This window comes from Streptomyces sp. NPDC003691, from assembly GCF_053981115.1.
In genome coordinates this window covers 75,802-87,037 of sequence record NZ_JBSFNQ010000001.1, presented here as the reverse complement: position 1 = coordinate 87,037, position 11,236 = coordinate 75,802, and the positions used below count along the sequence as shown (strand labels likewise).

8 protein-coding genes, 1 pseudogene and 4 CRISPR repeat arrays are annotated in these 11,236 nt (G+C 68.0%); of the genes and pseudogenes, 8 read left to right on the top strand and 1 reads right to left on the bottom strand.

All coding sequences use genetic code 11. The features are described 5' to 3' along the window. Nucleotides 1-15 precede the first annotated feature (15 nt). Together htpX and pspAB (ACWDR0_RS00335) are read left to right on the top strand one after the other, a co-directional pair. Nucleotides 16-930, top strand: coding sequence for a zinc metalloprotease HtpX (gene htpX, locus ACWDR0_RS00340; protein ID WP_456349321.1), 915 nt, complete (start codon nucleotides 16-18; stop codon nucleotides 928-930). Nucleotides 931-938: 8 nt separating this feature from the next. Continuing rightward, nucleotides 939-1,541 (top strand): PspA-associated protein PspAB, encoded by a 603-nt coding sequence (gene pspAB / locus ACWDR0_RS00335; RefSeq protein ID WP_456349320.1) that lies wholly within the window; start codon nucleotides 939-941, stop codon nucleotides 1,539-1,541. A 55-nt stretch (nucleotides 1,542-1,596) separates the two neighbouring features. Here the strand turns inward: pspAB (ACWDR0_RS00335) and ACWDR0_RS00330 are convergent, their stop codons facing one another. Continuing rightward, nucleotides 1,597-2,019 carry a hypothetical protein gene (locus tag ACWDR0_RS00330; RefSeq protein WP_456349319.1) on the bottom strand — a complete coding sequence of 141 codons (423 nt, stop codon included), beginning with the start codon at nucleotides 2,017-2,019 and terminating at the stop codon, nucleotides 1,597-1,599. A 279-nt stretch (nucleotides 2,020-2,298) separates the two neighbouring features. After that, a CRISPR array of direct repeats spans nucleotides 2,299-2,816; the repeat unit is 29 nt; unit sequence GTGCTCCCCGCAGGCGCGGGGATGGTCCC. A 173-nt stretch (nucleotides 2,817-2,989) separates the two neighbouring features. Here ACWDR0_RS00330 and ACWDR0_RS00325 point away from each other — a divergent pair. The 6 genes and pseudogenes from ACWDR0_RS00325 to ACWDR0_RS00300 all read left to right on the top strand — a co-directional run bounded on the left by ACWDR0_RS00325 (nucleotide 2,990) and on the right by ACWDR0_RS00300 (nucleotide 10,706). Further along, on the top strand, nucleotides 2,990-3,475 hold the full coding sequence (locus ACWDR0_RS00325; protein WP_456349318.1) for a WapI family immunity protein: 486 nt from the start codon (nucleotides 2,990-2,992) through the stop codon (nucleotides 3,473-3,475). Nucleotides 3,476-3,674: 199 nt separating this feature from the next. Further along, nucleotides 3,675-4,214, top strand: a complete 540-nt coding sequence (locus tag ACWDR0_RS00320) for a GNAT family N-acetyltransferase (protein ID WP_456349317.1) — start codon at nucleotides 3,675-3,677, stop codon at nucleotides 4,212-4,214. Between the two features lie 273 nt (nucleotides 4,215-4,487). Then, a CRISPR array of direct repeats spans nucleotides 4,488-5,003; the repeat unit is 28 nt; unit sequence GTGCTCCCCGCACGCGCGGGGATGGTCC. Between the two features lie 148 nt (nucleotides 5,004-5,151). Continuing rightward, nucleotides 5,152-6,369, top strand: a complete 1,218-nt coding sequence (locus ACWDR0_RS00315) for a helix-turn-helix domain-containing protein (protein WP_456349316.1) — start codon at nucleotides 5,152-5,154, stop codon at nucleotides 6,367-6,369. A 208-nt stretch (nucleotides 6,370-6,577) separates the two neighbouring features. Then, nucleotides 6,578-6,971: direct repeats of the CRISPR family, unit length 28 nt; unit sequence GTGCTCCCCGCACGCGCGGGGATGGTCC. Between the two features lie 257 nt (nucleotides 6,972-7,228). Next, the gene (locus ACWDR0_RS00310; RefSeq protein WP_456349315.1) at nucleotides 7,229-8,434 is read left to right on the top strand and encodes a helix-turn-helix domain-containing protein; all 1,206 of its coding nucleotides are present in this window, start codon (nucleotides 7,229-7,231) and stop codon (nucleotides 8,432-8,434) included. 94 nt (nucleotides 8,435-8,528) lie between these two features. After that, nucleotides 8,529-8,635: pseudogene (pspAB, locus tag ACWDR0_RS00305) on the top strand (PspA-associated protein PspAB); the annotation flags it as partial. 221 nt (nucleotides 8,636-8,856) lie between these two features. Next, nucleotides 8,857-9,251: direct repeats of the CRISPR family, unit length 29 nt; unit sequence GTACTCCCCGCAGGCGCGGGGATGGTCCC. 210 nt (nucleotides 9,252-9,461) lie between these two features. Next, nucleotides 9,462-10,706: a helix-turn-helix domain-containing protein gene (locus ACWDR0_RS00300; protein ID WP_456349314.1), complete on the top strand. Its 1,245-nt coding sequence runs from the start codon at nucleotides 9,462-9,464 to the stop codon at nucleotides 10,704-10,706. Nucleotides 10,707-11,236: the final 530 nt, after the last annotated feature.

Genomic DNA, 11,236 nt, shown 5'->3' with positions numbered 1-11,236 from the left:
CCCGGAGGTGACCGCATGGCCGGAAGGCGCCGGTCCCGTTACGTACCGGACCACGGACTCACCACCCGCATGGTGACCACGATGTTCTTCATCGGGCTGCTGTACGTCGTCTTCGTGGGCGTACTGCTGGCCCTGCTGCGAGGCGCGTGGCCGCTGATCCTGATCGTCGCGGGCGGCCTGTTCATCGCCCAGTTCTGGTTCAGCGACAAGATCGCCGCACACAGCATGGGCGCCCGCGAGGTCACTCCGGAGGAGGCCCCGGCGCTGCACGGCGCCGTCGACCGGGTGTGCGCGCTCGCGGATATGCCGAAACCGAGGGTGGCGATCGCGGAGAGCGACGTACCGAACGCGTTCGCGACCGGCCGCAACGAGAAGACGGCCCTGGTCTGCGCCACCACCGGCCTGCTGCGCCGGCTGGAGCCCGAGGAGCTGGAGGGCGTCCTCGCCCATGAGCTGTCGCATGTGGCGCACCGGGATGTGGCGGTGATGACGATCGCGTCGTTCCTCGGGGTGCTCGCCGGAGTGATGACCAGGGTGGGCCTGTACGGCGGCCTGAGCCGGGCCGGGCGCAGCAACAGCAATGCGGCGGTGGCAATGGTGCTGATCCCGCTGGTCAGCGCGGCGGTGTATGCGATCAGCTTCCTGCTGACCCGGCTGCTCTCCCGCTACCGCGAACTCTCCGCGGACCGCGCGGCCGCACTGCTGACGGGCCGCCCCTCGGCGCTCGCCTCGGCTCTGACGAAGGTCACCGGAGAGATGGCCCGTATCCCGACGAAGGACCTGCGGAAGGCGGAGCCGTACAACGCGTTCTGGTTCGCGCCCGCGTTCTCGTCCCGGGAGAGCCTGGGCCGCCTGCTCAGCTCGCACCCGACGCTGGAACAGCGCCTGGACCAGCTGGCCGCGATCGGCGCGCAGCTGTCGCGGCCGTAGGTGACGCGGTGGGTTTCCTGGACAAGCTCCTGGGCCGCAGCCGGCCGGTCCCCCCGGACCTGGACCGCCTGTTCGCCCTCCCGGCGGCGGCGATCACCCTCCAGGCCGCGACGGGATTCGTCCCGACGGGAGCGGCGTCGGTGTGCTTCGCAGGCGTGGAGGGAGGCGCGTTCCGCCGGGTGAAGGAGGAGGTCCGGGACCTGCTGGACGCGTCGTCGCCCGCCGGGCCGGACCCGCAGCCTGATCCTGCCGAGTACAGCGAGGACCCCTACGGCTACACATGGCTGCTGCTGCGTCGCCCGGCGGAGGACACGGTGACGCTGGTGAACGACCTGCACGCGGTCAACACCCTGCTGGAGGACGCGGGCTTCGGCCCGCACCTGCTGTGCTCGCTGATGACGTTCCGTACGGAGGCCCGCCAAGCGCTGGCGTTGGTGTACCTGTACAAGAGGGGCACGTTCTACCCGTTCGCCCCGGAGCCCGGCGCGGGGGAGCGCCGGGACAATGCGCTGGAGCTGGAGGTGAGGGGGGTGCTGGCGGAAGACCTGAGGATGGAGGGGGAGTTGGACCGGTGGTTTCCGGTGTGGGGGGCGCCGGGACTGGAGGGGTGAGGGGGCGGGTGCGCGGTGGCCCCGGGGACGGCGTTCGTGACCGCGGCGCCTGCCCTCAATCGATGTGACTCAGCCAGGCGAGGCCCCCGACCAGAAGCAGCAGGATCGTGCTCCAGAACAAACACCCCAGCAGGTTCTCGCGGTTAATCCTCTCGTTCAGCTGCCGTGTTGCTTCTCTGCCTTCCTCAGTGTCCTTGCGCCAATCGGGCTGGAGCACGGCTGTGCCGTCGGCGATCGCGTCCGCGACCCGCTCTACGTCGTCGCCGTGAAAGAGATAGGAGGTGGTTCTGTAGGCCGTCCCGTACAGGGTCATGGTCCGGACATCATTGGCGCTGGCGACCGCTTGGGGGTTCCGGATGACCGGCCAGGCGCGTTCGACCTCGTGGTATTCGAGGTACTCGCCATGGGCGTAGATGTGCCCCCCTCGCTGCGCCATCAGGTCCGCCACCGGGACGGGATCAGGGATGTCCTCTGTCACAAGGCACCTCCAACCAGGCTGCGTATCCCTCACTCTGCCCGTCGCCCGCCGCTCCCACAAGGGCCCGCCGGGGCCGGCGAACCGGTGCTACGGACACCCGTCGGCCGGGCCCGGTGAGCGCTGGGGCTGGAGGGATGAGGGGTTGGGGGTTTGTATGATCGGCCCGTTCAGCCGGAGGGGCGGGGGAGGAGCGGATTGTCGATTACGGGGTTTTTGCCGGAGTCGGTGAAGTTGCTGTGGCGGCGGCCTGGCGGCGGGTAAAGGTGCAGGTCGCGGAGTGTGCTCCCCGCAGGCGCGGGGATGGTCCCATCACCAAGGCAGCCTGGTACCAGGAAGTCGTGTGCTCCCCGCAGGCGCGGGGATGGTCCCCTTCGGCAGCTCGGCCACGGGCACGTGCACGGGTGCTCCCCGCAGGCGCGGGGATGGTCCCGTCATCTCCGCGGTCACCATCGACACCTCCAGGTGCTCCCCGCAGGCGCGGGGATGGTCCCGTGCCAGTCGTACGTGCTTCCCGCCCGTACGAGTGCTCCCCGCAGGCGCGGGGATGGTCCCACGTCCTCCCAGGTGGCGAACCGGTCGAGGACCGTGCTCCCCGCAGGCGCGGGGATGGTCCCGCTGGGGTGGTCACGCCACCGGCCGAGGGCGAGTGCTCCCCGCACGCGCGGGGATGGTCCCCTGCTCCAGGAGTGCGCGGACACGGACGGCGGGTGTTCCCCGCAGGCGCGGGGATGGTCCCCGAGCGTCTGGACTCCGGACGGGTCGCCCGTCGTGCTCCCCGCAGGCGCGGGGATGGTCCCCCGGACAGGACTGGACGCCCTTGCGGCCGGATGTGGGGCCTGGCCACCGGCCTGCAAGTGGGCCGGGAACTACTGTTCCCTGATGCCGTGACCACGGTGGCCATCACGCCGGATGGCCGACCGGGCACCCAGACGTATCCATTCGTCGCGGCAGCAGATGACATCCTGGCCCAGTGCTCCTGAGCGATCTCACCAACAGTGTCGACCTCCGACCGGTCCGCTATCAGTTCGCCACGGTCCGGGGCGACCCGTACGACGACAACTGGCTGGTCATTGGTGGCACCGTGATGACTCCGGAGGGAAGCTGGTCCTTCGCCGATCCGTGTTTGCTCACCAAGGAGGCTCTTCAGGTGGCCACGTGGCTGCGCGCGGTGGCCGCGGGGACGGTGTTCGTGACCAAACCCGATGTTGAAGGTGGGCTGTGGCCGGACATCTGGTTCATCGAGCCGAATGTGGCTTTCAGCCTTGCCGATCGGAGTAGGGGCGGGGCTGTGGTGATTCGCGTTCATCTGTCGTTGGAGGTGGCACCCCCATGGCAACAAGGTGGCGACGGGGCTGACATCTACCAGTACGTCGTGGAGGTCGGGACGGACGCCGCTGCGCTGCTCTACGCGGCCGACCAGTGGGAGCGCTCTCTGGCTTCTTTCCCGCCGCGCTGATTGCCGCTGTGGGGCAACCCGACTCACGTAACAAGGTGCGGGTCGTGGAGGGCGCTCCCCGCGAGCGGGGATGCCCCTAATGCTTCAGCCCAGATTGCGACTTGGCGGGTGAAGCAGGTCTATAGGGCTCGGTCCGGTCGGCGGTGGCGGGCTGTCGAAGTCCGGATCGTCCCCACACGAGATCTGGCAGGATCCGCTTGTGAACCAACCCGTGGTGACTTTGCGCAAGCTCGTGCTCAATGACTGGAAAGCAGTGCACTCTTGGGCCAGCCTTGAAGAGGCTTGTCGCTACCAGCCTTGGGGGCCGAACACCGAGGACCAGACGCGCGCGTTCGTGCAAACCGCCGTCGAAGCCTGGTCGCATACCCGTCAGCAGAGATTCGCCTACATTGCTCGCTTCGAGAACGAACTCGTCGGCATGGGTGAGCTGAACATTCGTAGCCGTCGCCATCGACAGGGCGAAATCTCCTACATCGTGCACCCGAGGGCCTGGGGGCGTGGCGTGGGCACGGCGATCGGACAAGAGCTTCTGTCTCGTGGGTTTGGGGAATTGGGACTCCACCGGATCTACGCGACCTGTGATCCCCGCAATCTCGCGTCGTATCGGGTGCTCGGTAATCTCGGTATGACGTACGAGGGGCGGCATCGGCACACCGCGTTCATCCGGGACGGCTGGCGGGACTCCGAGATGTTCAGCATCCTCGAATCGGAATGGCGGCCGAGCCCCAGCGGTGGATGATCTTCCTGTAGGGGCCTGTTCGGGCATGCGGGCGGTCACAGTCGATCCTCGGTGCGTGAAGGGTGGGAGGCTGTATTGAGGGGGAGTTGGGCCGCTGGTTTCCTGTTTGGGGAACGCCGGGGCTGGAGGGTGAGGGACGGGCCTTTGTATGATCGGAGCGCCCGAGTGGTGACCTGAGGGGCGGGTGGATTGTGGCCGATGTGCTGATTGCCGGAGTCGGTGAAGTTGCTGCGGGAGCGGGCTGACGGCGGATAAAGGCGCAGGACGTGGAGTGTGCTCCCCGCACGCGCGGGGATGGTCCCACCAACTCGGTGGTCGTCGGGGCTGCTGCGTCGTGCTCCCCGCACGCGCGGGGATGGTCCCCCGTCGCAGCGCACGGGCCCGTCCGGGTGCAGGTGCTCCCCGCACGCGCGGGGATGGTCCCGACGCGCGTCGTGCTCGGACGCATCACGGTAGGTGCTCCCCGCACGCGCGGGGATGGTCCCCCACGTCAGATCCGCTCGAAAGCCTGCGGCTGGTGCTCCCCGCACGCGCGGGGATGGTCCCGAGACGCTGTACCGCACTCCGGAGGCGACCGAGTGCTCCCCGCACGCGCGGGGATGGTCCGGCGTACGAGCATTAGCGATGTGCTGACCAGGCGCGCTCCCCGCACGCGCGGGGATGGTCCGCGGTCGTCCGGGCTGTCCAGGTCGCGGGTGCCGTGCTCCCCGCACGGGCGGGGATGGTCCGAACCAGCCGTGATCAGGCTCCACCCGGGCCAGGTGCTCCCCGCACGCGCGGGGATGGCCTGGCCGAGCCGCTCAGCTCATTGCCCTCGCCGCCTGCTCCCCGCAGGTTGGGTGACCGTAGAGCGCCGTGAGGTGTCCCGCCGTACCCGTCCCAACTCGCCGAAGGGAGTAGCGTTCTGAGTGTCGAGGCCTCAGATCGGAGTGTCCGTATGCCTGACACCGGAGATGACCACATCGGCGCGCGGATCGCATCACTGCGCAAGCTCAGCGGTTACACACAACGGGAGTTCGCCGATGTCGCCTTCCTTTCCCTCGGAGCCGTCCGCAAAGTCGAGCAGGGGGAGCGCCTTCCCACGAGCGGATTCCTGATCTCTGCTGCCCGCGTCCTGCGTGTCACCGTCGAAGAGCTGTCCGGGCAGCCGTACAAAGGCGAAAGCGAGGCGGACCGGAGAGTCCACGCTCCTATCCAAGGCATCCGCACCGCAGTTCGCAGGTACGACCTCCCCTCGGACGTGTATGCCCGCCCGCGCCCCATGCCCGAGCTGAAAGCAGACGTGAAGACTGCGTCGGAGTACCGCAAGGAGGCGAAGTACGCCCGCCTGGGCATGTTGCTCCCCGGTCTCCTGGAGGAGCTGACGGCAGCCGTTCATCTTGGCGAGGACGAGTGGACCCGAGCGTCGGCGGCCCGGCTGCTCGCCTCTTGCTTCTACATGGCCCACGGGTTGGCGTTCCGGCTCGGCTACCCCGACCTGACCGCGCAGTTGGAGGACCGGATGCGGTGGGCGGCCGGGCTCGCCGACGATCCGCTGATGCGTGCCCTGGCCGAGTGGACCCACTCGTATTCCTTCCAGGCCTTCGGTGACTACGACGGTGCTCTTCGCGTGCTGTGCGCTGCCCGCGAAGAGCTGTATGAGGACACATCCGTCACGGGGCCGGCCCGAACCACCATGCTGGGCAGCATCCGGCTCCGGGAGTCGACGATCGCGTCCTTCGCCCAGGACGCCGATCTCACGTCGCTCCACATCACGGAGGCCGGTCGCCTCGCGGAGCAGATTCCGGGTGGTCGCGACCGGCTCTACTACCACATGACCTTCGGGCCGGCGAACGTGTCGGTGCATGATGTGGCCGCCCAAGTCGAGCTGAAGCAGCCCGGAGAGGCCGTTAGGCGTGCCGCCGCGGTGAGGTTCCCGGCGGATATGGCTGCGACCCGCCAGGGGCATCATTTTGTTGCGGTCGCGCGTGCCCATCTCGACCTGGACCGGCGAGAAGACGCCCTGAAGCATCTGAAGCAGGCCCGGGCCATTGCTCCGGAACAGACGAAGTTCCACCCCATCGCCCGGGAAACCGTGCGGATGCTGACCGCGAAGTGCCGCCGTACGACCGAAGAGCTGAGGGCATTCACCCACTGGCTGGGATTCCAGGCGTAAGACCTGCGGATGAAGGGGAGCTGGGGCTGGCGGATTCCGGCGCGGGGGCGCCGGGGCTGGAGGAGTGAGGGGTGGGCCTTTATATGATCGGAGCGCCCGAGTGGTGATCTGAGGGGCGGGTGGATTGTGGCTGATGTGCTGATTGTCGGAGTCGGTGAAGTTGCTGTGGGAGCGGGCTGACGGCGGATAAAGGCGCAGGTCGTGGAGTGTGCTCCCCGCACGCGCGGGGATGGTCCCCTCATCTGGGCCGGTGGAAAGGTCCGGACGAAGTGCTCCCCGCACGCGCGGGGATGGTCCTAGGAGGCCCGATGCCGCAGTACACCCGCTTCCGTGCTCCCCGCACGCGCGGGGATGGTCCTCAGCCAGGCTGTCCGCCGTGTAGAACGTGGTGGTGCTCCCCGCACGCGCGGGGATGGTCCCTGGGCGGCGCCCTGCTGCACCAGCTCGACGAGGTGCTCCCCGCACGCGCGGGGATGGTCCCGCGAACCACACCCAAAACCAGTCGCTCCAATGGTGCTCCCCGCACGCGCGGGGATGGTCCCCTGCCCGAGCGGGTGTGGGTGACCGCGCCCACGTGCTCCCCGCACGCGCGGGGATGGTCCTCGGCCGCACCTCCTGGTCGCCGACCGGAGCCCGTGCTGCTCCCCGCATGTGCTGGGGATGCCCCCAACAGAGTCTCGCCAGGTGACACCCGCAACTACCGAGCGCCCAAGTAGGCGGTTGACTCGCAGCGTATGGCCATGGCAATACGCTATGGGTGTAGGGGTGCTTCCACCGTGCCGGTGTGGTCCCGAAAGCGCGGGTCATTGACGCGACTTCCCGGTGCTGGTGGGCACATTGCCAGGACGGGAGCTGTACTGTGCCGGTCTCCTCTTCACAGACCCCGGCGAACGCCGGGACCCGTATTCACGAGCTGCGCGCCCTCCGAGGCCTCACTCTGGCCGAACTCGGCGCCCGAGCGGCCGTTTCCCCGGCGATGCTGTCCAGGATCGAAAACGGCAGCCGGGTGCCCAGCGAACAAGCCCTCTCGTCCGTGGCTCGCGCTCTGAGCGTCAGTGTTTCTGTTCTCCATGGCCAGCCGTACATTGAACAACTGCGTAAGGACCAGCTCGACCGGGTGATAGCTCCCCTGCGGATCGCTCTGGACGACTGGGACATCGACCCGGACGGGGACGACCCCGCGCCCCGGTCGCTGGACCGGCTGGCGCTGGAGGTAGGGCGCGTTCAGGATTTCCGAACGAGTGCCGAGTACGGCCGACTCGCCGAGTTACTACCCGGCCTGCTCGCCGAGCTGGCACATGCGACCCTGCTCCGGGACATCCCGGGTCAAGAGCGGGAACGCGCCTACTGGCTTCAGTCGGAAGCGGCCCTGGGAGCTTTCTCGGTGGCGTACAAATTCGGCTACATGGACCTCGCCCGGCTCGCCCTGGCACGGATGGCTGGCTCCGCGCGCGAGTCGGGAGACCCCCGACAGGTTGCTGCGGAGCGTGTCAAGAGAGTCCACCTCCTCGCTGAGGGGCCCGCGCTGGAGCGCGGCCTCCGACTGGTGCAGCAGGGACTGCGGGATCTCCCTCCGGACGGCTCCGAGGAGACGCAAGCCGTCCGGGGCGGACTCGTCCTGAAAGGACTTCAGCTCCATGGCCTTCGGGGCGACGGGGACGAACTGAACGCGTGGTTGGAGGAAGCGCGGGGGATCGCCCGCGAAACCGGGGAGACCAACCACTACCTGTTCGTGTTCGGGCCGACGAATGTTGAGCAACACGCCATCGAAGCCGCTGGTGATCGCGACGAGCACGCTTTGGCCGTCGATCTGAGCCGGGCGGTGCATCTGCCGGACGGCTACCCGCCCGCCCGCGCGGGCGTCTATTGGATCGACACCGCCAGATCGCAGGCCCTGACAGCCCGGTTCGACGAGGCACTCGACTCCCTGGAGCGCGCCAGGTCCGTATCTCCTCAGCAGGTGCGGTACCACCCCACGGTGCGTTCCACCGTGGGTGTCCTGCTCAGAGCCCGGCCCCGGGTCCCGGAGCGGCTGAGAACGTTTGCCCAGTGGAGTGGCCTCTAGCAGCTGCCCCGTCCTGTCAAGGCTTCCCCCCGTTTACTCCTTGTCGGCCTCGGAGTCTCTTCGCCCGCTCATGACGTTCCACGCGGAGGCCCGCCGGGCGCTGGTGCTGGTGTACCTGCACAAGAGGGCACGTTCTCCCCGTTCGCCCCGGAGCCGGGCGCGGGGGAGCGTCGTGACAATGCGCTGGAGTTGGACGTGAGGGGGTACTGGCGGAAGACCTGTGGATGGAGGTGTAGCTGGACAGGTGGTTCCGGTGTGGGTGGCGCTGGGGCCGAGGGACGAGGGGTGGGGGTTTGTATGATCGGCCCGTTCGGTCGGAGGGTTGGGGGGAGGAATGGATTGCCGATTATGGGGTTTTGCCGGAGTCGGTGAGGTTGCAGTGGCAGCGGCCTGGCGGCGGGTAAAGGTGCAGGTCGCGGAGTGTACTGCCCGCAGGCGCGGGGATGGTCCCTACAGATGAACGCCGAAGCCCCCTCGCACCGAGTACTCCCCGCAGGCGCGGGGATGGTCCCACCGTTGCCGCCCCGACGGAAGAAACCCCCTGGTACTCCCCGCAGGCGCGGGGATGGTCCCCGGCGCCGCGGACGGGGGTGATGGGCCCGGCCGTACTCCCCGCAGGCGCGGGGATGGTCCCTGCGCAAGCCCTGTGGCGCCGCCGGCCGATGCGTGCTCCCCGCAGGCGCGGGGATGGTCCCGTCCCGAGCACGGGCGGGACGTCGGGAGTGGCGTGTTCCCCGCACGCGCGGGGATGGTCCCTACCGGGCCACGATGATCGCCCGGACCGAGACGTGCTCCCCGCAGGCGCGGGGATGGTCCCGACGACGGCACCGAGCCGGACAGCCTGCTGCCGTGCTCCCCGCACCCGCGGGGACGCCCCGTTAGCGCGCTATCGTTTCGGCGTGGCCAAAGCGGTCCCCGCCCGCGCGGGGACGGTCCCTCGATGCACTCCTCGTCGACCACCGGGCCGGCGTGCTCCCCGCAGGCGTGGGGGTGGTTGCTCTGACGCTTGCTCGACAGGAGGTTCGCTATGACCTTCCCCGCGACTGATCACATTGGTGCCCGAGTCCGGATCGCCCGGAACGCCGCAGGGCTGTCCCAAGTCCAACTCGCCGACTTTCTCGGGCGCACCGAATCGTGGATGGCGAACGTTGAGTCGGGGCGTCAACAACTCGACCGCTATTCGATCATTACGGCCATCGCTGAACAGTGCGACGTTGACGTGGTTTGGCTGCTTGGTCAGCCTTTCCGACTGCACCAAGGTGGTGGAGCCCTCGCGCACGCCCATATTCCCGCGCTGCGCACCGGGCTCCGTCGCTCTTCTCTGATCCTGTCCGGCCATCCGGGCCTGACTCCCCATGGCGCTACCCCTGACATGGCGGTCATGCGCGGAAACCTGGTTGAAGCGAACAGGGAGCGACAGGCGGCCGATCTGCCCTCGCTGGCGATCCGCCTGCCAGTGATGGTGGAAGACCTGAACACCGCACTTCTGACCATGGACGGGCCGCAGCGCCGTGAGGCCCTGAGCCTGTTGGTTGACGCCGCTCGCACAGCCCGAATGTGTCTCAACCAACTCGGGTACCCGGACCTGGCATGGGCGTCGGCAGAGGTAGCGGCTGGAGCCGCTACCTTGCTCAATGACCCCTTGGTCAAGGCACAGGTCGCCTGGGATCGTTGCGGCGCAATGCTGCATCAAGGCTCCCTGCTGGATGCACTGGTTGTTGCAGACGCCGCCCTTCGTGACCTGGAGCCGATCGCGTCTGGTCGGCAGGCTCCGGACAAGGCGTTCTCGCTGCGGGGCGCTCTCCACCTGAGGGCCGCGGTCGCCTTTGCTCGCGGTTCGAGGACCGTTGAAGCCTGGGATCGGATCAGTGCTGCTCTGGATGACGCGAACAAGCTCGGGGCCGACTACTACGACCTGGAATCGCACACGGTGTTCGGCAAGGGAACGGTTGCCGTCCACGCTGCTGAGGTCGGCGTGGAAGTCGATCAGCCCGATGTCGGCTTGACGAAGGTTCCCGAGTTCGACGTGCGTGAAGTGCCGAGCCGGGAGCGGCGAGTGCATTATCAGATCGACCAGGCGCGCGCGTTGCATCGGATGGGGCGCAGCGGATCGGCAGTTGTCAAGCTGCGTGAGGCCGCTACCTCGGCTCCCGCTTATGTGTTCGGGGACCCCATGGCGCGTGCGGCGGTTGCTGACATGGCAATGAAGGGAGTGCCTTCCCAGGCGTCGCGTCTCTCGTTCCTCGTACGCAACATGGAATTGGTTCACTGAGGCCGGATGAGCAGCCTCTGCCACAACACCCCCTAGAAATATTAGGGGGCAGTGCGGCTTCTTCCCGGCATGCTCGGATGCGTCACCTCCGCAATCCGAGTTCTCAAGGGGAGCGGCCATGGGGCCGATCGAAATCAGAAGTCCGACGGACGCCAAGCGGGCATACGCTGTCCTGCTCGGCTGGAAAGTGACTGTAGGGCACCGCTATCGCCCACGTGCAGGCTGCACTTGTGGAAACCGGGACTGCCCCTACCCCGGAGCGCACCCCTGGGAGCATGCGGTGGAACGGACTGCTGACGAAGTCGCCTTGGGTGGGGCGCTGATTGCGCAGACCCACCACTTCGATGCCTTGGTGATGCCTCGGATACTGGGCTTGGCCACGCTTGCAGCCTTGGGCGAGCTCACTTCGCCCCCATGCATCGTGGACCACCTGCGAACAGTGATCCTGGTTCTGCCGGCGACAGGCCGTTATGCCGTTGGCGACTGCCCCGCCTCCGCGGTCGAGCTGCGGACCGGGAAGCACGGTTGGG